At 70.9% G+C, this 18,480-nt stretch carries 18 protein-coding genes and 1 tRNA gene; 8 read left to right on the forward strand and 11 right to left on the reverse strand.

The window, feature by feature from the left end; all coding sequences use genetic code 11:
• The first annotated feature begins 178 nt into the window (after positions 1-178).
• Positions 179-379 (forward strand): helix-turn-helix domain-containing protein, encoded by a 201-nt coding sequence (locus IE275_RS37075; RefSeq protein ID WP_189717064.1) that lies wholly within the window; start codon positions 179-181, stop codon positions 377-379.
• Positions 379-1,518 (forward strand): site-specific integrase, encoded by a 1,140-nt coding sequence (locus IE275_RS37080; RefSeq protein WP_189717065.1) that lies wholly within the window; start codon positions 379-381, stop codon positions 1,516-1,518. Before IE275_RS37075 ends, IE275_RS37080 begins: the two co-directional genes overlap by 1 nt.
• Positions 1,519-1,596: 78 nt before the next feature.
• Here IE275_RS37080 and IE275_RS37085 read toward each other — a convergent pair.
• Positions 1,597-1,669, reverse strand: a tRNA-Thr gene (locus IE275_RS37085).
• 216 nt (positions 1,670-1,885) lie between these two features.
• Between IE275_RS37085 and IE275_RS37090 the strand changes: the two genes are divergently transcribed.
• The 3 genes from IE275_RS37090 (at position 1,886) to IE275_RS37100 (ending at position 4,643) form a co-directional block, all read left to right on the forward strand.
• Positions 1,886-2,971: an ABC transporter ATP-binding protein gene (locus IE275_RS37090; protein WP_189717066.1), complete on the forward strand. Its 1,086-nt coding sequence runs from the start codon at positions 1,886-1,888 to the stop codon at positions 2,969-2,971.
• 242 nt (positions 2,972-3,213) lie between these two features.
• Entirely contained in the window at positions 3,214-3,648 is a 435-nt protein-coding gene (locus IE275_RS37095) for a hypothetical protein (RefSeq protein ID WP_189717160.1), read from the forward strand.
• A gap of 263 nt (positions 3,649-3,911) precedes the next feature.
• Positions 3,912-4,643 (forward strand): nucleotidyltransferase family protein, encoded by a 732-nt coding sequence (locus IE275_RS37100; RefSeq protein WP_189717067.1) that lies wholly within the window; start codon positions 3,912-3,914, stop codon positions 4,641-4,643.
• A gap of 111 nt (positions 4,644-4,754) precedes the next feature.
• Here IE275_RS37100 and IE275_RS37105 read toward each other — a convergent pair whose 3' ends face one another.
• From IE275_RS37105 to IE275_RS37130, 6 genes are all read right to left on the reverse strand, one after another.
• A complete protein-coding gene (locus tag IE275_RS37105; RefSeq protein WP_189717068.1) occupies positions 4,755-6,395 on the reverse strand; it encodes a DoxX family membrane protein in 1,641 nt (546 codons plus the stop codon).
• 162 nt (positions 6,396-6,557) lie between these two features.
• Positions 6,558-7,499 carry a 23S rRNA (guanosine(2251)-2'-O)-methyltransferase RlmB gene (gene rlmB / locus IE275_RS37110; RefSeq protein WP_189717069.1) on the reverse strand — a complete coding sequence of 314 codons (942 nt, stop codon included), beginning with the start codon at positions 7,497-7,499 and terminating at the stop codon, positions 6,558-6,560.
• Positions 7,500-7,588: 89 nt separating this feature from the next.
• Complete coding sequence (cysS, locus tag IE275_RS37115; RefSeq protein ID WP_189717070.1) at positions 7,589-8,989, reverse strand: cysteine--tRNA ligase; 1,401 nt, start codon at positions 8,987-8,989, stop codon at positions 7,589-7,591.
• A 155-nt stretch (positions 8,990-9,144) separates the two neighbouring features.
• On the reverse strand, positions 9,145-9,642 hold the full coding sequence (gene ispF / locus IE275_RS37120; protein WP_189717071.1) for a 2-C-methyl-D-erythritol 2,4-cyclodiphosphate synthase: 498 nt from the start codon (positions 9,640-9,642) through the stop codon (positions 9,145-9,147).
• Positions 9,632-10,384 carry a 2-C-methyl-D-erythritol 4-phosphate cytidylyltransferase gene (gene ispD / locus IE275_RS37125; protein ID WP_189717072.1) on the reverse strand — a complete coding sequence of 251 codons (753 nt, stop codon included), beginning with the start codon at positions 10,382-10,384 and terminating at the stop codon, positions 9,632-9,634. Before ispD ends, ispF begins: the two co-directional genes overlap by 11 nt.
• A 330-nt stretch (positions 10,385-10,714) precedes the next feature.
• The gene (locus IE275_RS37130; RefSeq protein WP_003953493.1) at positions 10,715-11,197 is read right to left on the reverse strand and encodes a CarD family transcriptional regulator; all 483 of its coding nucleotides are present in this window, start codon (positions 11,195-11,197) and stop codon (positions 10,715-10,717) included.
• 724 nt (positions 11,198-11,921) lie between these two features.
• Between IE275_RS37130 and IE275_RS37135 the strand changes: the two genes are divergently transcribed.
• A complete protein-coding gene (locus tag IE275_RS37135) occupies positions 11,922-12,608 on the forward strand; it encodes a DUF461 domain-containing protein (RefSeq protein ID WP_189717073.1) in 687 nt (228 codons plus the stop codon).
• 150 nt (positions 12,609-12,758) lie between these two features.
• On the opposite strand, the gene phoP is transcribed toward IE275_RS37135, so the two are convergent.
• Both phoP and phoR read right to left on the reverse strand, forming a co-directional pair.
• Positions 12,759-13,430, reverse strand: a complete 672-nt coding sequence (phoP, locus tag IE275_RS37140; protein ID WP_018568744.1) for a two-component system response regulator PhoP — start codon at positions 13,428-13,430, stop codon at positions 12,759-12,761.
• Positions 13,431-13,435: 5 nt separating this feature from the next.
• A complete protein-coding gene (phoR, locus tag IE275_RS37145; RefSeq protein WP_189717074.1) occupies positions 13,436-14,764 on the reverse strand; it encodes a two-component system sensor histidine kinase PhoR in 1,329 nt (442 codons plus the stop codon).
• A gap of 256 nt (positions 14,765-15,020) precedes the next feature.
• Between phoR and phoU the strand changes: the two genes are divergently transcribed.
• Complete coding sequence (gene phoU / locus IE275_RS37150) at positions 15,021-15,728, forward strand: phosphate signaling complex protein PhoU (RefSeq protein WP_189717075.1); 708 nt, start codon at positions 15,021-15,023, stop codon at positions 15,726-15,728.
• 425 nt (positions 15,729-16,153) lie between these two features.
• On the opposite strand, the gene IE275_RS37155 is transcribed toward phoU, so the two are convergent.
• A complete protein-coding gene (locus IE275_RS37155) occupies positions 16,154-16,537 on the reverse strand; it encodes a hypothetical protein (RefSeq protein WP_229871006.1) in 384 nt (127 codons plus the stop codon).
• Between the two features lie 535 nt (positions 16,538-17,072).
• Positions 17,073-17,306 carry a YozE family protein gene (locus tag IE275_RS37160; RefSeq protein WP_189717076.1) on the reverse strand — a complete coding sequence of 78 codons (234 nt, stop codon included), beginning with the start codon at positions 17,304-17,306 and terminating at the stop codon, positions 17,073-17,075.
• A gap of 573 nt (positions 17,307-17,879) precedes the next feature.
• Here IE275_RS37160 and IE275_RS37165 point away from each other — a divergent pair.
• Positions 17,880-18,449, forward strand: a complete 570-nt coding sequence (locus tag IE275_RS37165; protein WP_189717077.1) for a DUF4232 domain-containing protein — start codon at positions 17,880-17,882, stop codon at positions 18,447-18,449.
• Positions 18,450-18,480: the final 31 nt, after the last annotated feature.

The raw sequence follows: 18,480 nt of genomic DNA on the forward strand, positions 1-18,480 counted from the left end.
CATCCCGCGTCATCAGCGTCACCCCGTGACGAGCGCCCGTGTCATCGGTGACGCAGGGCCCGCACCGCTGCGTCACCGAAACCCGCAGGTCAGAAGCCTGATTGACGCAGGTGACGCGATGACGCAGAAATCCAAGCTTCGGACAGCACAGACCACCCCGCACCCGAGGAGATCTCGCGTGAGCAGCGCCGTGCCCCCACCCGCCCAAGCGCTCAAGGTCCCCGAAGTCATGACCGCCCTGCGCCTCAGCCGCAGCAAGGTCTACGACCTGATCCGCTCCAAGGAACTCCCGAGCTACACATCCGGCCGTGCCCGCCGCATCCCGGCGGAGGCCGTCAACGAGTACATGCAGAACCGACTTGAGGAGAACGCAGCCTGATGGCCCCCCGCAAGAGGAACCCGAACGGCGCCGGCAGCATTTGGCAGCGCAAGGACGGACGTTTCGAAGGGCGCGCCTACGTCCCGCAGCCTGACGGCACCCGCAAGCGCAAGACGGTCTACGGCGCCACCTGGGAGGAGTGCGACGAGAAGCGGCAGGAACTCGTGCGCCGCGACCGTCAGGGCATCCCGACGCCCTCCCGGTCGGCGAAGCTTTCGGAGTGGCTGCCGTACTGGCTGGAGGAGTACATCCGACCCCACCGGAAGCGGACGACGTACGTGAAGTACGAAATGCACGTCCGGCTCTACCTCGTGCCCCTGCTGGGCAGTCGTCGGCTGGAGTCGCTCACCACGGCGAACGTGCGACAGATGATCTCCAAGGTCACCGCACAGTCGTCGGCCGCGACCGCCAAGGAAGCGCACCGCGTGCTCCGTACGGCCATCGCCGCCGCGTGCCGTGAGGAACTGATCAGCCGCAACGTCGTCCAGCTGGTGCCCGCGCCCCGAGTCGAGCCGCGGGAACTGCGCCCCTGGTCGCTGGACGAGACCCTGACGTTCCTCGAGGCCGCCCGGACCGATCCGCTCTACACCGCGTTCGTCCTCGCCGTCGCCCTCGGTCTGCGGCGCGGAGAGATTCTCGGGTTGCAGTGGCGGGACGTCGACCTCGACCGGCGCGCCCTCACGGTCCGGACCACGCTCAACCGCGGTGGGAGGGAGCTGTACCTCGACACGACCAAGAACCGGCGGTCGCGGGTGATCCCCGTCCCGCTGATGTGCGTGGCGCCGCTCCGGTGGCAGCGCATGCGCCAGGCGGAGCAACGGGCAGCGGTCGGCGCGGACTGGCACGAGAGCGATCACGTGTTCACGACCCGCAGCGGCCGGCCGATCGAGCCCCGCAACCTCTACCGGTCGTTCCTGCGGATCTCGGAAGCGGCCAAGCTGCCACAGGTCCGGCTGCACGACACCCGCCACGGGTGCGCGTCCCTGCTCTTCGCGGCCGGCGTCGCGCCCCGCACTGTGATGGAGATCCTGGGCCACTCGCAGATCGCGGTGACCATGAACGTCTACACGCACGTGAGCGACGACCACCGGCGGGAGGCCATGGGCCACATGGATCGCCTGCTCAAGCGACGCCGCTGAGCGGGACTGCCGTCAAGGACTGCCGTCAACGCCCCCACGGCCCAAGATCGCGGGGGCGTTCTCGCAGGTCAATCTCAGAGCCCCCTGTCGGACTCGAACCGACGACCTTCGCTTTACAAGAGCGGTGCTCTACCAGCTGAGCTAAGGGGGCGTGCGCGTGCGTGTCACGTACGCGCCCGTGCAGTGTACCCAGGTCGCCGAGGCGGCCTGTCGAAAATTTCCGCGAAGTTCACATGCCGCCGGGTACTGACAGATCGGGCGGACGGCAGGTAGCGTCTCGGCCAGTTCACTCGTGTGGACTACACCAACCACCTTCCTACAACGGATCGTCCGGCACGTTCCTGCCGGTAGAAGGGGGCCCATCACCATGGCCACTGTCACGTTCGACAAGGCGACCCGGATCTACCCGGGTTCCACGAAGCCCGCCGTCGACGCCCTTGAGATCGACATCGCGGACGGCGAGTTCCTCGTCCTGGTCGGCCCGTCCGGCTGCGGCAAGTCCACCTCGCTCCGGATGCTCGCGGGGCTCGAGGACGTCAACGGCGGTGCGATCCGCATCGGCGACCGCGACGTCACCCACCTGCCGCCGAAGGACCGGGACATCGCCATGGTGTTCCAGAACTACGCGCTCTACCCGCACATGTCGGTCGCCGACAACATGGGCTTCGCGCTCAAGATCGCCGGCGTCAACAAGGCGGAGATCCGGCAGAAGGTCGAGGAGGCCGCGAAGATCCTCGACCTCACCGAGTACCTGGACCGCAAGCCGAAGGCCCTCTCCGGTGGCCAGCGCCAGCGTGTCGCGATGGGCCGCGCCATCGTGCGTGAGCCGCAGGTCTTCCTCATGGACGAGCCGCTGTCGAACCTCGACGCCAAGCTCCGCGTGTCGACCCGTACGCAGATCGCGTCCCTCCAGCGCCGTCTCGGCATCACCACGGTCTACGTCACCCACGACCAGGTCGAGGCCCTGACCATGGGCGACCGGGTGGCGGTCCTCAAGGACGGTCTGCTCCAGCAGGTCGACACCCCGCGCAACATGTACGACAAGCCCGCCAACCTCTTCGTGGCCGGCTTCATCGGCTCCCCGGCGATGAACCTCGTCGAGGTGCCGATCGCCGACGGCGGCGTGAAGTTCGGCAACTCGGTCGTGCCGGTGGAGCGTGACGCGCTCTCCGCCGCCACCGACAAGACGGTCACCGTGGGCGTCCGCCCCGAACACTTCGACGTGACCACCGACTCCGACACGGGCCTCGCGGTCACCGTGAACGTGGTCGAGGAGCTCGGCTCGGACGCGTTCGTCTACGGCACCGCCCAGGTCGGCAGCGAGACGAAGGACCTCGTGGTCCGCGTCGGCGGCCGTGACGTCCCGGAGAAGGGCAGCACGCTGCACGTCGTCCCGCGCGGCGGCGAGACCCACGTGTTCTCCACGTCGACGGGCGCGCGCCTGTCCGACTGACCGGTCGGATCCGACGGTTGACGAGAAGGGCCCCGCAGGTTGCTGCGGGGCCCTTCTCGCTGCTCTCGGACACCCCGGCATAAACCACGTTTCCACCCGTTCGGGCCAATGCCCGTCAACGCCTTACCCAAAAAGGCCCACCAGTTCATCCCCCGTCCGGGTGACCAAACGTCGCCGATTGATTACCGGGCGCTACCCTCACACGCGTGAAGCACTCCGCGAACCACTCCACCACCCAGCGCATGCGACGCGGCCGGGGCGGCCCAGCCCGCCAGATCGGCCGCTCGCTCGCCCTCGTCCTGCCCGTCGTCATGGTGCTCTCGGGGACCCTCGCGGTCACCCGGGTCAACTGGTCGGGGGACCCCTCGGACTCGGTGCTCACCGCCTCCGACGTCTCCACCGCGCACCGCACCGCCCACGAAGCCGCCAAGGCCCCGCAGGACGTCCTGCGCGACCAGCTGCTCACCGAGCTCCAGGAGAAGGATCCGGGCGTCGCCCTGACCCACCTCCAGGCCGCGGTGAACGGCAAGCCGTCGCTGGCGAAGCACTGCGCCTCCATCGCCCGCGCCCTGGGCCGGGCGGCGGTCCGCGCCTACGGCCCCTCGCGCGCCCAGTCCTACTCCCGCCCGGTCTGCGACACGGCCTTCGCCTCCGGCGTCCTGATGGCCCACAGCTGAGCCGACGGTCCGACCGGCCCGGGGCCACAGCCCCCGATCCCCGCGGCGCCGTGCCACCCGGCCGGGCGGCACGGCGCCCCTGAGCCGACCGGCACGCCCCGAGCACCCGGGCATACGGGACGACGGGCACAGCGGCACCCCCAAGCCCGCAGCAGCCTCAGCCGGCCACCGGGAGCACCACCGGCCACCCACCCCTCGCCCACACCCACCCCAGACCCGGACCGACCCCCCGCCCCCAAACCCGCGGCGCGTACAGTGCCGCCATGACTCACCCGCACGCCGCCTCCCGTCCCACGCAAGCCGTCGTCCTCGCCGGGGGCCAGGGGTCGCGGTTGCGGCCGTACACCGATGACCGGCCCAAGCCGATGGTGGAGATCCCCGGCACGGGCATGCCGATCATCGGGCACCAGCTCGGCTGGCTCGCCGAGGAGGGCGTCACGGACGTCGTCGTCTCCTGCGGCCACCTCGCCGAGGTCCTCCAGGACTGGCTGAACTCCGCCGACCTGTCCGTGAAGGTCACCACGGTCGTGGAGACCGAGCCCCTCGGCCGCGGCGGCGGCCTGAGGTACGCGGCCGCCCACCTGCCCCACCCGGACCGCCCCTGGTACGCCACCAACGGCGACATCTGGACCCGCTTCTCGCTGCGCGAGATGGCCGACTTCCACACCGAGCGCGACGCCGTGGCCACCCTCGCCCTCGCCCGGCCCCGTATCCCCTGGGGCGCCGTGCAGACGGACGGCTTCGGCCACATCACGGACTTCATCGAGGCCCCGCCGACGACGTACGAGATCAACGCGGGCGTCTACGTCTTCTCGCCCGAGTTCGCCGGGCTGCTCCCCGAGCGCGGGGACCACGAGCGGACCACGTTCCCGCACCTGGCCCGCGAGCGGCGGCTCGCCGGGTTCCCCATCCCGCAGGGTGCCTACTGGCGCGCCATCGACACGGCGAAGGACCTCACCGAGGCAGCGAAGGAACTGGCCGCCCTGGGCCGCTGAGCCCGGCACGGCACGGCACGGCACGGCACGGCACGGCACGAGGGGGTGCCGCGCGCTTTCCGGCGCGCGGCACCCCCTCGTCGTCAGGCGTACGACGTACGGGCCGGGTCGCTACCCGAGCAGACCGCCCACCAGGCCCGGCTGGCCGGACGACGAGGACGACCCGCCGTCCGAACCGTTCGTCGCGCCCCCCGCGCCGGCCGAACCGCCGGCCGCCGGACCCGAGCTGGTGCTCGGGGCCTGCTCCACCGGGGAGGACTGCTGGGGCGGGGCCTGGCCCGCCGTGCCCTGGGTCTGGCTGGGCGCGCCGGTGGAGGCGCTCCCGCTGTCGGTGGCGGCGGGCGCGCTGTCGGTGCCGGCCGTCGGCGCGGCCGAGGTCGCGCCCTGGGTCGGCGAGGTGGACGCGGCGGGGCTGCCGCTCGCCTTACGGGTGCCGGACTTCTCCGGCAGCGGCGTGCCGGGGAGCTCGTTGCGCGGGGCCTCGCCCGGACCGGGCACGACCACCCGGTCGGCGTCCCGCACGGCGCCGCCGAGCAGGGAGCCGGTCAGCAGTGTCAGACCGACGACGATCGCGGTGACGAGCGCGCCGCGGCGCAGCACGTACTGGCGCAGCTCCCACAGGTCGGAGCGGGGGCCGAGGCGTCGCCAGGCGCCCGCCGCGAGCCGGCCGTCGATGGAGTAGACGGGCGCGCCGGCGATGATCAGCGGCGACCAGGCGGCGAGGTAGATGATGTCGGGGGTCTCGTAGACGGGGACGGTCTTCCAGCTGACGGTCACGATGAACGCGGCGGAGAGCAGCGCGCCCATGCTCGCCGCGACCCGCTGCCAGCAGCCCAGGACCGTCAGGACGCCGACGACGACCTGGAGGAAGGCGATGACGAGCCCGGAGCCGACCGGGTGGTGCAGGGCGAACTGCCGCAGCGGCTCGGCGACTTCCCAGGGGTGCAGGGTGTCGAGCCACTTCACCATGGAGCCGCGCTTGCCGCCGTCGAAGTAGACGGGGTCGCACAGCTTGCCCATGCCGGCGTAGACGGAGATGAAGCCGAGGAGGACGCGCAGCGGGAGCAGGACCACGCCGAGGTTCATCCGGCGGCCGGGGAAGTAGGCGTGCCGGGCGTCGTCGTCGGCGTGCCGCCTGCCGCGCGGGGCGGGCTCGGTGGCGACCGGCTCCCCGAAGTCCTCGAACTGGGCGTCGTCGTAGGCCGGTTCGTCGTAGGCGCTGCCGACCGTGCGCATCTGCGGCAGCAGCCGGTGTTCGCCGGCCGCGGGTGCGCGCTGGGCTCCGACGATCGGGGTCTCGAGGGTCTGCGCGGAGAGGTCGCCGTCGTAGTGTCCGACGTCGACGCGGGGGATGACCTGGGTGGCTCCGGCGTCGGCCGTCGGCGGTTCGCCGTGGCCGACGCTGCCTGCCCGCACGGCCTGGAGCAGTCGGTGGGCGCCGGTGTCGTCCGGGGCGGTCTGGCCGCTCCAGACGACGGGCCGGCGGCGGGCACCGGCGGTGGCGCCCGCTCTTGCCGCCGCCCCGACGACGGGCATGCGCGTGGTGTCCTCGATGGCGCTCGTGTGCCGGGCGATCCGCGGGGATTGGTTACGCCGCGTCGACGCGCCCAGCTGCACGCGGAAGCTCGCGTGAGTGACGATGATCTGCGCCGGATCGCTCGGCACCTTCACCATGCTCAGCGCGGGAGCGTCGTCGAATCCCGACGAGCGGTCCCCCGTGGGTGTGCGGGGTGTTCTGGTGTCCACACTCATCTAACCGAGTGACGTGTGTTTAGGACACTGCTTTGACCCGCCGGATCTGTCCGGACCGCGTCAAGGTTGCGCCACCCGCCCGAATTGACCCGTCGGGGTGAACTCGCGGATGCTCGTTCACCCCCGCCGGACCACTTTCGAGCCCCGCGCCGGGCGGTCGGGTCAGGCCCTGCGCCGAGCCGCCTCGTACAGCACGATGCCCGCCGCCACACCGGCGTTGAGCGATTCCGTGCCGCCCGGCATCGGGATCCGCACCCGGAAGTCGCAGGTCTCGCCGACGAGCCGGGACAGACCCTTGCCCTCGCTGCCGACGACGATGACGACGGGGCCGTCCAGGGCCGCCAGCTCACCGATCTCGGCCTCGCCGTCGGCGGCCAGACCGACGATCGCGATCCCGGACTTCTTGTACGCCTCCAGGGCGCGGGTGAGGTTCGTGGCCCGGGCGACGGGCGTACGGGCCGCCGCACCGGCCGAGGTCTTCCAGGCACCGGCGGTCATGCCGGCCGCGCGCCGCTCGGGGACGAGGACACCGTGACCGCCGAACGCCGAGACGGACCGGACCACGGCACCCAGGTTGCGCGGGTCGGTCACCCCGTCGAGGGCGACGATCAGCGGGTCCTGGCCCTGGTCGTAGGCCGCGTCGGCGAGCTCCTCGGGGTGGGCGTACTCGTACGGCGGGACCTGGAGCACGAGCCCCTGGTGGTTGAGGCCGTTGGTCATCCGGTCCAGCTCGGGACGCGGGGCCTCCATGAGGTTGATGCCGCCGCGCTCGGCCGCGAGCTGGAGCGCCTCGCGCACCCGCTCGTCGTTGTCGATGAACTGCTGGACGTAGAGCGTCGAGGCGGGCACGCCTTCGCGCAGCGCCTCGACGACCGGGTTACGGCCGACGACCAGCTCGGACGTGCCCTTGCCGCCCCGGCCGCGGCTCACCGGACGGCGCTGGATCTGCTTGGCCTTGGCGCCGGCGATGCGGTTCTTCTTGTGCCCCTTGCGCATCTCGGCGGGCGGGGTCGGACCCTTGCCCTCCAGGCCTCGGCGCCGCTGGCCGCCACTGCCGACCTGCGCGCCCTTCTTGCCGGACATGCGGCGGTTGTTGGCTGCCATGACCTACCTGTCTGTGTGAAGCGTGCGTGCGTACGTATATGCAGTGTGCCGCCCGGACAGCCGGGCGGCACAATCGATCAAGAACGGGACTATCGGGACCCGAGCGACCAGCGCGGCCCCTGCGGGCCGTCCTCGATGGTCAGCCCGGACTGGTTGAGCTGGTCGCGGATGGCGTCCGCGGTCGCCCAGTCCTTCCGGCCCCGGGCCGCCTCCCGCTGGTCCAGGACCAGGCGTACGAGGCTGTCGACCACGCCGTGCAGATCCTCGCCCCGGTCGCTCTCCCCGGCCCAGTGCGGGTCGAGGGGGTCGAGTCCGAGGACCGCGAGCATGGCGCGCACCTCGGCGAGGCGGGCCACCGCGGCTTCCTTGTCGTCGGCGGCGAGGGCGGAGTTGCCCTGCCGGACGGTGGTGTGCACGACGGCGAGCGCCTGCGGGACGCCCAGGTCGTCGTCCATCGCCTCGGCGAAGGCCGGCGGCACCTCGGCGGCGGGCTCGACAACACCCCCGGCCAGCTCGATCACGCGCTGCACGAAGCCCTCGATCCGTGCGAACGCCGACTCGGCCTCGCGCAGCGACTCCTCGCTGTACTCGATCATCGAGCGGTAGTGCGGGGTGCCGAGGTAGTAGCGCAGCACGATCGGCCGCCACTGCTTGACCATCTCGGAGACGAGGACGCTGTTGCCGAGCGACTTCGACATCTTCTCGCCGGCCATGGTGACCCAGGCGTTGTGCACCCAGTACCGGGCGAACTCGTCGCCGTAGGCCTTGGCCTGGGCGATCTCGTTCTCGTGGTGCGGGAAGATCAGGTCGAGGCCGCCGCCGTGGATGTCGAAGGCGGGGCCCAGGTACTTGTGCGCCATCGCCGAGCACTCCAGGTGCCAGCCGGGACGGCCGCGGCCCCAGGGGGTCTCCCAGCTCGGCTCGCCCGGCTTGACGGACTTCCACAGCGCGAAGTCACGCTGGTCGCGCTTGCCGGTCTCGCCGTCGCCCGACGGCTGGCGCAGGTCGTCGAGGTCCTGGTTGGACAGCTCCAGGTAGCCCGGGAAGGAGCGCACGTCGAAGTAGACGTTGCCGTCGGCCTCGTAGGCGTGACCGCGCTCGATCAGGCCGCGCATCATCTCGATCATCTCGGGGACGTGCCCGGTGGCGCGCGGCTCGTAGGTGGGCGGGAGGCAACCGAGGGCCTGGTAGCCGTCGTTGAACGCCCGCTCGTTCTCGTAGCCGATGGACCACCAGGGGCGGCCCTGGTCGTGCGACTTGGCGATGATCTTGTCGTCGATGTCGGTGACGTTGCGGATGAACGTGACGTCGTAGCCGCGGTGGTCGAACCAGCGGCGCATGATGTCGAAGTTCAGGCCGGAGCGGATGTGCCCGATGTGCGGGGCCGCCTGCACGGTGGCACCACACAGGTAGATCGAGACACAACCCTGCTGGAGCGGGGTGAAGTCACGGATCTGCCGGGCGCTGGTGTCGTACAGGCGAATGGTCACCACTCCAGGGTAGTGGGCGCGAGGGGCTGAATTACAACGTGAGGTGACTCGCTCGTTCCGGCCGGCGGGCCGGTGGGCGTCGGGCTCACCGTCCCGCGCGCCCCTCGGCGTTCCTCGCGCCCCTCTCCGTCCCGCGCGCTCCCGGGGCGGGCGCCTCAGGTCGTTCGGGCCACCAGCGCGGTCGCCACGGCCATCAGTCCCTCGTCGCGCCCCGGGAATCCCAGCCCGTCCGTCGTCGCCCCCGACACCGACACGGGTGCGCCCGCGGCCTCGGAGAGGATCTTCTCCGCTTCCTCGCGCCGCTTGCCGATCTTCGGCCGCGGGCCCACGACCTGCACGGCGACGTTCCCGATGACGAAACCCGCCGCTCGGACGATCCGGGCGGCCTCGGTGAGCAGGGTGATCCCGGAGGCGCCGGACCACTCGGGGCGCCCGGTGCCGAAGTGGCGGCCCAGGTCACCCAGTCCGGCGGCGGAGAACAGCGCGTTGCACGCGGCGTGCGCGACGACGTCCGCGTCGCTGTGGCCGGCCAGGCCCGGACCCTCGCCCTCCCATTTCAGGCCCGCGCACCACAGCTCGCGGCCCTCCTCGAAGGCGTGGATGTCGGTGCCGATGCCGACCCGGGGCAGGACCGGGGGCGTCTCAGAAGCCATCGTTGAGCCTCCTGCGCGCCAGGACCGCCTCCGCGAGGACGAGGTCCAGGGGCCGGGTGACCTTGAAGGCCTCCTCGTGGCCGGGAACGACGACGACGGTCAGGCCGAGCTGCTCGACCATGCTCGCGTCGTCGGTGACGTCCTCGGTGACCGTCTCGTGGGCACGCACGAGCGTGGCGCGGTCGAAGCCCTGCGGGGTCTGTACGGCGCGCAGCCGGGCGCGCACCGGGGTGGCAACGACCGGCTCGGGGTCGCCGGGCGTCGCGGCCGGTTCGACCTCCTTGACGGTGTCGGCGAGCGGCAGCGCCGGGACGACGGCGGGGGCGCCGTCGCGGACGGCCTCGATGACGGCGTCCACGGTGTCCACGGGCACCAGCGGCCGGGCGGCGTCGTGGACGAGGACGATGTCGTGGTCCGGCGGCAGGGCGTCCAGGCCCAGCTTCACGGACTCCTGGCGGGTGTCGCCGCCGGGCACCACGAGGAAGTCGGTGCGGTCGGGCAGCGCGTGCGCATCGAGCAGCGACTTGACCTCGGCGGCGCCGTCCGGCGGGGCCACGACGACCACCAGGGAGACGGCGCGGGAGGCGGCGAGGGCGCGGACCGCGTGGATCAGCATGGGCGTGCCGTTCAGCGCGCGGAGCGCCTTGGGGGCGCCCGGGCCGAGGCGTACACCCCGGCCGGCGGCCGGAATCACCGCGGCCGTACGGGCGGGCGCGGGCGAGGGAAGCGAATCGTCAGACATCGGTTCCTGTCAGGTTTGTGTGCTCGGCCATGTTGGGTACGGACACAGCGTGCCGGGCGCGACGCCTTGACCGGACCCTTCCGTGACGTGCCGGTCGAGCCAGCTGCCCGGGCCCGGCACGCCAAGTATCGGGGGTTTCCCCGAGATCGTCCGATGACGGATGTCCGAGAATGGATGTCCAGATAGATGTCCAGAATGGACGTCCGAGGGTGTCCGACGGGTGTGCGGCAGGAGAACGCGAACATGCCGCAGCGCCCGGCGACGGGAATACGTCATCGGGCACCGCGGCATTTCAGTGTTCTTCAGTGCTGAAGTCGGCGTGTGCCGGCGTCAGGACGCGAGCACCTCGTCGAGCAGGGCCTCGGCCTTGTCCTCGTTGGTGTTCTCCGCGAGAGCGAGCTCGCTCACCAGGATCTGGCGAGCCTTGGCGAGCATGCGCTTCTCACCGGCGGAGAGTCCGCGCTCGCGCTCACGACGCCACAGGTCACGCACGACTTCCGCGACCTTGATGACATCGCCGGAGGCGAGCTTCTCCAGATTTGCCTTGTAGCGACGCGACCAGTTCGTGGGCTCCTCGGCGTACGGCGCACGCAGCACCTCGAAGACCCGGTCCAGCCCGTCCTGACCGACCACATCACGCACGCCGACGAACTCCGCATTGTCCGCTGGCACACGTACCGTCAGGTCACCCTGGGCGACCTTCAGCACCAAGTAGGTCTTGTCCACGCCTTTGATCTGGCGAGTTTCGATGGCCTCGATCAGCGCGGCCCCGTGATGGGGATAGACCACGGTGTCGCCAACCTTGAACGTCATGTGACAGGTACCCCTTCCGTGGCTATCCAGGGTAACACGGAAACTGCGGTTCCTGAATGGCGTTTTCGCAGGTCAGGGCATATCTCGGGGCTTGACAACTGCAACAGGAACGTGCTTCGGACGGCTCACGGAAGCAGGTATTCGCAGGTCGGAGCGCCTCTCCGAGGGGGGTGAAACGCGTACGTTACACGCATCCGGAGCCGGATCCGAACGGCCGAACATCCGCATATGTCCGCTTCCATGTGTGCGACTTCCGCTACTCCGTTCGGTACCCCTGGCCGGATACCGATCGTTTCCGGAATTGATCTTCGGCCGTTCGTCCGACCTCGTGATCAATTCCCGGTACGGCCGCGCATTCCTTCACGGAAAATCCTCCGGCGGACGTCGGCGGCGGTTATCCGAATGACCGACGAGCAAGGAACAGGGGAAGACGAGACGGCAGAGGAGACGGCGGAGGAGACCTGAGAGACGGGGAAGACAGGGCGGGGAAGACGGGCGGGAAGAGCGGTGGTGAATCGCGGGTGACCGACGGGTCGCTTGTTGGTGCCATGACGAGTCCGGAAGGAGGGAGAGGACGGCACGCCCGAGGGCGCGGAACGCTCTAGAGGCGGGTCGGGTGCGGCCGCGTGGGAACGGCTCGGTAACCTAAGGCCGCTGACAGACCCTTAGGGCGGCTTTATCACCAGGTGAGCTGCCCCTGTGCGTTCAAGGAGATGCCGCCGCCGTGAGCAGCAGCCTTCGACGCGGCGCCCTCGCCGCATCCGCCCTCGCGTTCTCGATCGCCACGCTCGCCGCCTGCGGCGCCGGCAACAACAGCCAGACCTTGGAGATCAAGCCGGACAACGCCGCCACCAGCGTCGGGGTCATCAAGATCCAGAACGCGGTGGTCATCACCCAGCCCGCGCCCGAGAGCAGCGGCCCCATCGCCGTCTCCGCGACCGTCTTCAACAGCGGCGACAACGACCAGACGGTGGACTCGATCGAGGTCGAGGGCCTCGGCACCGCGAAGATCTCGCCCGCCGAGGGCGAGAACAAGCTGACCGTCCCGGCCGGCGGCTCCGTCGTCATCGGCGGCGAGGGCAACGCCTCCGCCGTCCTGGAGGGCGGCTCCGAGGAGGACCCCCTCGACGGCAACGTCCAGAAGACCACCTTCACCCTGAGCGAGACCGGCGCGGTGGCCCTTCAGGCCTTCGTCGTCCCCGCCAAGAGCTACTTCTCCGACTGGGGCCCGAGCGACATCCCGAGCGCCCCGGAGATCACGCCGTCCCAGAGCGCGACCGCCGGGGCCTCCGGGACCCCGCAGGCGGGCGAGTCCGGCGCGGCGACCCCGACGGACACCGCCACGGCCACGGCCACAGGCACGGCCACCGGCACGGCGAACACGTCCACGGAGTCGCCCGCGGGCCAGTGACCCCGCACCGCACACGCCGAGAGGGCGGCACCCCCCGGTGGGGGTGCCGCCCTCTCGGCGCAACGGCCCGATCCGGCGTCAGGCGGGACCGGCCCGGCGGACTCGCGTCACCTCTTCGGGTCACGCGCCCGCCGCACCGCCCGCCACCGATCAGGGCTCGAACTTGTATCCGAGGCCCCGCACCGTCACCAGGTACCGCGGCGCGCCCGGGTCCGGCTCGATCTTGGCGCGCAGGCGCTTCACGTGGACGTCGAGGGTCTTGGTGTCGCCGACGTAGTCGGCACCCCAGACCCGGTCGATGAGCTGCATCCGGGTCAGCACACGGCCGGCGTTGCGCAGCAGCATCTCCAGGAGGTCGAACTCCTTCAGGGGGAGGTCGACCTTGGAGCCGGAGACCGTCACCACGTGCCGGTCGACGTCCATGCGCACCGGGCCGGCCTCCAGGGCCGCCGGGGTCACCTCCTCCGGCTCGCCGCGCCGGCGCAGGACGGCCCGGATCCGGGCGACCAGCTCGCGCGAGGAGAACGGCTTGGTGACGTAGTCGTCGGCTCCTATTTCGAGACCCACGACCTTGTCGATCTCGCTGTCCTTGGCGGTCACCATGATCACGGGAACGTTGGAGCGGCCGCGCAGCTGGCGGCAGACCTCCGTGCCGGGCAGCCCCGGCAGCATCAGGTCGAGCAGGACGAGGTCGGCGCCGTTGCGCTCGAACTCGTCCAGGCCGTCGGGCCCGGTGGCCGCCACGGCGACCTCGAAGCCCTCCTTGCGGAGCATGTACGACAGGGCGTCGGAGAAGGACTCCTCGTCCTCGACGACGAGCACACGGGTCACGGAAGGACCTCCGGGGCGGAAAGCGTCTGGTACGCGGTTGACTCGGGGGGTGTCTGGGCGGACGGCCCGTCCTCTTCGTCATCGTCGAGGTCGGGGTGCTGTTGTGCCCGGTCGCGGTCGCGGGCCGCGCCCGCCTCCGGCAGCCGCAGCGTAAAAGTGGAGCCCTGTCCCTCGGCACTCCACACCGTGACCTCCCCGCCGTGCGAGGCGGCCACGTGCTTGACGATCGCCAGGCCGAGCCCCGTACCGCCGGTGGCACGGGAACGGGCCGGGTCGACGCGGTAGAAGCGCTCGAAGATGCGCTCCTTGTCCTTGTCGGAGATCCCGATGCCCTGGTCGGTGACGGCGATCTCGATCAGGTCCCCGCCGGGTGCGGTCACCCGGCGGGCGGCTATCCCGACCCGGGTACGGGCGGGTGAGTAGTTGACGGCGTTCTCCACCAGGTTGCCCAGGGCCGCGGCCAGCTGACCGCGGTGGCCCCAGACACTCAGGTCGGCGGTGCCGTCCGTCCGTCGCCCGCCACCGGCCTGCTCGGGTCCTTCGGACGCCGCGACGCTGGTGGCCATGGTGATCTGCTTGGTGCCGGCCTGGTGCCGGCAGCGGTCGACGGCCTCGGCGACGAGTTCGTCGACGCCGACCGGCTCGGCGTCCTCCAGCGGGTCGTCGTTCTGGACCCGGGAGAGGTCGATCAGCTCCTGCACCAGGTTGGTGAGCCGGGTGGCCTCGATCTGCATCCGCCCGGCGAAGCGCTGCACCGCCTCCGGGTCGTCGGAGGCGTCCATGACGGCTTCCGAGAGCAGCGAGAGCGCCCCGACCGGCGTCTTCAGCTCATGGCTCACGTTCGCGACGAAGTCACGTCGTACGGCCTCGATCCGGCGGGCCTCGGTGAGGTCCTCCACAAGGAGCAGCACCAGCCGGGAGCCCAGCGGGGCCACTCTGGCGGACACCGCGAGGGCCTCGCCGCGCCCCGTGCCCCGCCGGGCGAGATCCAGCTCGACCTGGCGTATCTCGCCGTCGCGACGGGTGTCGCGAGCCATCTGGAGCATCGGCTCCACAGCGAGCTTGCCGCCCCTGACCAGGCCGAGGGCGTACGCCGCCGAGCTGGCCTTGACCACGGCGTCGGCCTCGTCGAGGACGACCGCCGAGGACCGCAGCACCGACAGAACGGTGTCCACGCCCGGCGGAAGCACCGGGTCCGTGTGCAGGGAGGTACGAGTGGGCCGAGCCTGGTCGCGCTCGCTCCAGCGGAACGCCAGCATGGCGATGACACCGGTGAGCACCCCGGCGATCGCTGCCGCTGCGGCGACCGCCGCGTTCACGTCCATGCGTCCAGGTTAGGCACGGGATCCAGCCTGACCACAGCCATCGAGGTGCGACCTCGAACACTCGTCGCCCAGAGTTCACCTTGGAGCCAGTGGTGGTTCATTTGAGGTGACGGAAACCGACGCGTACAGGGCGGACCGTGGCACGGTGGGGTTCGCAGCACCGGTTCAGCGGCTGGTCGGCATCGGGTCCGACCGGGGCGAATGGCCGGTTCTGGCCCCCCGGAACCCCGAGAATCACGTACGAGAGGGAAGCCTGATGCGGGACGCGTACCACGAGGAACTTGACTCGATCGGCGACAGCCTGGTCGAGATGGCCCGGCTGGTCGGGTCGGCGATCGGGCGCGCCACGACCGCCATCCTCGACTCCGATCTGAAGCTGGCCGAAAGCGTCATCGAGGCCGACCAGAAGGTCGACGAGCTCCAGCACGACCTCGAGGCGAAGGCGATAGCGCTGCTGGCGCGGCAGCAGCCGGTGGCGACGGACCTGCGGATCGTCGTCACGTCGCTGCGGATGTCCGCCGACCTGGAGCGCTCCGGCGACCTCGCCCAGCACGTGGCGAAGCTGGCGCGGCTGCGCTTCCCGAACCGCGCGGTGCCGCAGGACCTGCACGCCACGATCCTGGAGATGGGCCAGCTCGCGCAGCGCCTGATGGCGAAGGCGGCGGAGGTCGTCATCACCAAGGACGTCGACCTCGCCCTCCAGCTGGAGTCGGACGACGACGCGATGGACCTCCTCCACCGCGCCCTCTTCCAGCACCTGCTGGACGACCGCTGGAAGCACGGCATCGAGACGGCGGTCGACGTCACCCTGCTGGGCCGCTACTACGAGCGGTTCGCCGACCACGCGGTGGCGGTCGCCAAGCGCGTGGTGTTCCTGGTCACGGGCGAACACGCGGACGAGCTCCAGCCGGACATCCAGCCCGACATCCAGCCGGCACCCGCCCCGGGAGGGGACGGGGCCTGAGGGACCCTCCCCGAGGGACCCGGCCGCGCGCCGGATTCCGCCCGGGGCGCGCGTGAGCCACTGTGCGCCGTTGATGCGCCCGACACAGCGGGCATGCAATGGGCACAGGCCCTACGCCTCCGGGAGGAACCCATGGCCGAGTCCCCCAGTGTTCCCACGCCCGACCCCACCCAGGAACGCCCGACCGAGCAGCCCGCCGAGATCAGGAACCTGACCCTGATAGGCGCGTGCGGCTGCGGCTCGGGGTGCGGGTGCGGGTGCCAGTCGGGGAATCCCTGCCAGTGCGGCTGAGGATGCTGCCGCCCCGGCACCGACGCGAGTGAAGAGGTCGTCCCGACGCCGAACCGGCCGAGGACGACGTACGACGTGAGGGGCCCCGGCGCCGACAGGCACCGGGGCCCCTGCCACGGCCGGCTCGCCGGCGATCAGGGGTGGACCCGCGCCGCCGCGCAGGCCCGCTCGATCTCGCCCAGGTACTGCTCCAGTCGGAAGCGAACCTCCTCGACGGGCCCGCCGTCGGGGCCCGGGTACATCAGGCCCGACCAGATGACGGTCCCGCCCCGCAGCCCGATCCGTACGGTCAGCCTGTCCGGCCCCGGATCGGGCCGTTCCTGGGCCGCCACCTCCACCGTGCGCGGCCTGTCCGTCGGGTAGAGCGGTCCGCCCGGCCCGAGCAGCCGCCCCGGACCGAGCCCGGCCATCCTGCCGTCGCTGCGCGCCACCACATCGAGGCCGTCGACGAAGAGATACGTGTGCACACCGGCACACACCGGCGGCCCGGGACACGCGCCGACGAGCAGCGTGCTCACCGCACCGTCGCTCCGCCTGCCGGGCACGGTGGCCCGCAGCGCGCGCGGGGATCTACGCGGCATCCGCCCGGGACGAGGTCATGGGCCGATCGTAGCGGCCACCCCGGGCTCGACCGCCCTGGCGGTGTACCTGCCCTCGCGCCCAGATGTCAGGCCACCCTCGATCGTCGCCGCCGGCGCGTCGAGAAACCCCCACAGGTCTGCGGCAGCTGCTTCGTGCCACTCCCTTCGACGGGCGTCCGCGACGCGTGCGGCTGACGCCCGTAGAGGGCCCAGGCCGTGAAAACGCCCCCGATCCGCGCCGTATGCGCAGGTCGGGGGCGTGATCGCGAAGACTACTTCTTCTTGCCCTGGGTTTCGACCGCCCGTATTTTGGCCCTGATCAGCGGGGCGTGCACCGCAACTGACCTGTGCCGGTCGGTTGTTGGTGGTCGTTGTCTGTCGTTGCTTGTTGACCTCGGAGGTTCCAGACAGGTTCCGGGTCCTGGCGCGCTCATGATCTAAGGCGGATGAGGCCACCCGCCTTCCCGACCGCTCAAGTATCTGTCTGAGCGGCCCGGTATGCCTCGTACTGAGTCCAGGCACGTTCGAGCGTCTCGATAGCCGCGTCGATGGCGCCGCGCTCTTCGAGGTAGTCAAGCTGGCCCTGCCTCCCCTTGCGTGAGGGCCAGTCGGGGTCAGTAGAGACGTCCCGCGCGAGATCCCCGATGGCAGTGCGCTGATCGGCGTGGGTCTTCAACCATGCGGTGAAGCTCTTCGGCTTAGGCATGTCAGCATCCTTCCGCCGCCCTGTCCGGGCTAACCCACGGGCCTGGTCCGCTTGTCGCTTGTCTTGTCGCCTGTCTTGTCGCTTGTCGGATCGCAGGTCAGAGCCTGTTTCGGGCTACCCCGCAGTGCGGTCCCGTCTTGTCACGACAAGCGACAGGACAAGCGACAAGGGCATCAGCGGTGCCGGCGCGTCCGGCGGAGAAAGAGCAAGAACGAACGGCCTACGGCCGCGCGTCTCTTGGCAGCTCGCTACGCTCGCGCGGCGACCGCAGTCGGGGCGAAGGTCGTGGTGCTCCTCAGGGAAACTTGGAAACCCGCAGGTCAGCGATTCAGCGCGCCTTCGGTGCGCGCCGGGTGCGTGGAAAACCCGTGGCACGCTGGAGGTGCTTCTGTCTGCCCTGACGGCCATCTGCACGCGTGCAGCCTGTCGTCACCGTTCCGTCACAAGTAGTCGCCGCACCGAACCCTGCCGCTCTCCCGCCGTATCTGCACTCACGCACCACGACCACGCGTACCGCGGGGCAACAACCGACGACCGAAACCCGCGGACGAGACGACTCAGGGGGACGACAGCATGCGTCACAACAACGGCATTCGCAGGGCGGCTCTGGCGACGACGGCGGTCACGGCCGTCGCGGCGGCGGTGACCGGCATCCTGCCCGGCACCGCCATGGCGGCGAGCACCACCACCTCCACCCCGCCGCCCGCCTGCCCGGCCTCCGCCCTCCAGGTCAGCGCCCGGCAGGCCGCCCACCCGCCCGTCGGGACCGGGACCGGGGCGGCGGTCGTGCAGTTCACCAACGTCTCCCGGAAGACGTGCGTCCTGAAGGGCCATCCGACGGTCGCGGGCGCCGGCAACGGCTCCCCCGCCCACAACACCCCGCTCAAGGTCACCCCCACCGGCAGGGCGGCCACCGTGACGGTCCGGCCGCACGGCAAGGCGTGGGTGAAGCTGACCTTCGTCCAGGTCCAGGGGGAGGGCGACGGCTACTGCGTGTCGGGCAAGACCCCGGCGGTGTATCCGACGATGGTCATCGGGCTGCCGCACTCCGGGAAGCACCAGGTCGCCCTGAACGACGGGTGGTGGGCCGAGTGCGACAACAAGGTGACCGTCACCCCGGTCTCGGCGGTCAAGCCTTCCTGACCCCACCGTGCCCACAAATCGAGCAGCCTGC

Source organism: Streptomyces phaeofaciens, assembly GCF_014648915.1.
GTDB lineage: Bacteria > Actinomycetota > Actinomycetes > Streptomycetales > Streptomycetaceae > Streptomyces > Streptomyces phaeofaciens.

Excerpts from the sequence above, each read along its gene's own strand:
- IE275_RS37095 (WP_189717160.1), top strand. The coding sequence starts at position 3,214 with ATGCGACGCGGCCGGGGCGGCCCAGCCCGCCAGATCGGCCGCTCGCTC.
- IE275_RS37100 (WP_189717067.1), top strand. The coding sequence starts at position 3,912 with ATGACTCACCCGCACGCCGCCTCCCGTCCCACGCAAGCCGTCGTCCTC.
- ispD (WP_189717072.1), bottom strand. The coding sequence starts at position 10,384 with ATGTCTGACGATTCGCTTCCCTCGCCCGCGCCCGCCCGTACGGCCGCG.
- phoU (WP_189717075.1), top strand. The coding sequence starts at position 15,021 with ATGCGGGACGCGTACCACGAGGAACTTGACTCGATCGGCGACAGCCTG.
- IE275_RS37090 (WP_189717066.1), top strand. The coding sequence starts at position 1,886 with ATGGCCACTGTCACGTTCGACAAGGCGACCCGGATCTACCCGGGTTCC.
- IE275_RS37105 (WP_189717068.1), bottom strand. The coding sequence starts at position 6,395 with ATGAGTGTGGACACCAGAACACCCCGCACACCCACGGGGGACCGCTCG.
- IE275_RS37165 (WP_189717077.1), top strand. The coding sequence starts at position 17,880 with ATGCGTCACAACAACGGCATTCGCAGGGCGGCTCTGGCGACGACGGCG.
- ispF (WP_189717071.1), bottom strand. The coding sequence starts at position 9,642 with ATGGCTTCTGAGACGCCCCCGGTCCTGCCCCGGGTCGGCATCGGCACC.
- IE275_RS37160 (WP_189717076.1), bottom strand. The coding sequence starts at position 17,306 with ATGCCTAAGCCGAAGAGCTTCACCGCATGGTTGAAGACCCACGCCGAT.
- phoR (WP_189717074.1), bottom strand. The coding sequence starts at position 14,764 with ATGGACGTGAACGCGGCGGTCGCCGCAGCGGCAGCGATCGCCGGGGTG.
- rlmB (WP_189717069.1), bottom strand. The coding sequence starts at position 7,499 with ATGGCAGCCAACAACCGCCGCATGTCCGGCAAGAAGGGCGCGCAGGTC.
- IE275_RS37130 (WP_003953493.1), bottom strand. The coding sequence starts at position 11,197 with ATGACGTTCAAGGTTGGCGACACCGTGGTCTATCCCCATCACGGGGCC.
- IE275_RS37080 (WP_189717065.1), top strand. The coding sequence starts at position 379 with ATGGCCCCCCGCAAGAGGAACCCGAACGGCGCCGGCAGCATTTGGCAG.